Genomic DNA, 870 nt, shown 5'->3' with positions numbered 1-870 from the left:
ACGGACGCGGATGCGGGCGTGGTGCACGCGGCTCCGTCGGGTCGGTTGACGCCCGAGGGGACGGCGAGGCTGTACCGGGCGTATGCGGACCACTTGTTCCGGGCGGGTCAGGACGCGCAGGACTTCGCCAGCGTGTTCTACGCGTTCGTCGACGAGCAGGACGTGATCGCTCCCGAGGTGGCGCGGCATCCCGGGCTGCGTCCGCAGATGGCACGCTTCCACGAGGAGCTGATGGTCCTGCGGGCGCAGCGTGCGGCGGAGGCGACGCCGATCGCGCGGGAGTCCGGGGAGCCGATGCGGTTGTACCGGAAGATGTCGCGGGGTGAGGCGGAGCAGATGCTGGCCGGGCCGGCGGTGTCGGGCATCGGTGCGGCGATGGCGTACAACCGCAGTGACCAGTACCGGAAGTACTTCACGTCGTCGCTGTCGCACACGAGTGTGTTCAGCAACGCGAACGCCGCCTCGGACGACGAGGTGGTGGTGGAGTTCACCCTGCCGTGGGACGGTTACTGGGCTTTCGTGGCCCGGTACGGGACGCCGAACCAGCAGCCGGGCGCCTATCAGGTGCGGGACTCGGCGCTGGTGCACCAGGAACGGCTGCGGACCGGGGCGGCGGCCAACTTCCACGATCCCCAGGACGTCACGGACGTGGTGGCGGGACGCACCCATCACAACATCGGCATCGGTCACGGCAACGCGAAGGCGTTCGCGAAACTGGTGACCGGCCGGCGGGTGGTACCCGCCGGCGAGGTCGACGCGGCGGCACAGGCCGCGGCGGACGACGTCCGCACCGAGCTGCGGCGGCTGGCCTTCGACCTGGTGGACCGGAAGCTGGCGGCGGCACAGGAACGTGGCGTGCAGGGCGAGCCG

Annotated in this window: 1 protein-coding gene; it reads left to right on the top strand. The window is 70.8% G+C overall.

Features of this window, described 5'->3' with window-relative positions:
• Nucleotides 1-93: 93 nt before the first annotated feature.
• A partial coding sequence (locus A2U95_RS29565) for a hypothetical protein (RefSeq protein WP_166028661.1) occupies nucleotides 94-870 on the top strand: 777 nt, incomplete at its 3' end.

The sequence above is a fragment of the Streptomyces chilikensis genome (genome assembly GCF_001642695.1).
In the GTDB taxonomy this organism is placed as follows: Bacteria; Actinomycetota; Actinomycetes; order Streptomycetales; family Streptomycetaceae; genus Streptomyces; species Streptomyces chilikensis.
Note: the sequence above shows the minus strand (reverse complement) of the source record. Positions and strands in the feature narration are given on the sequence as shown.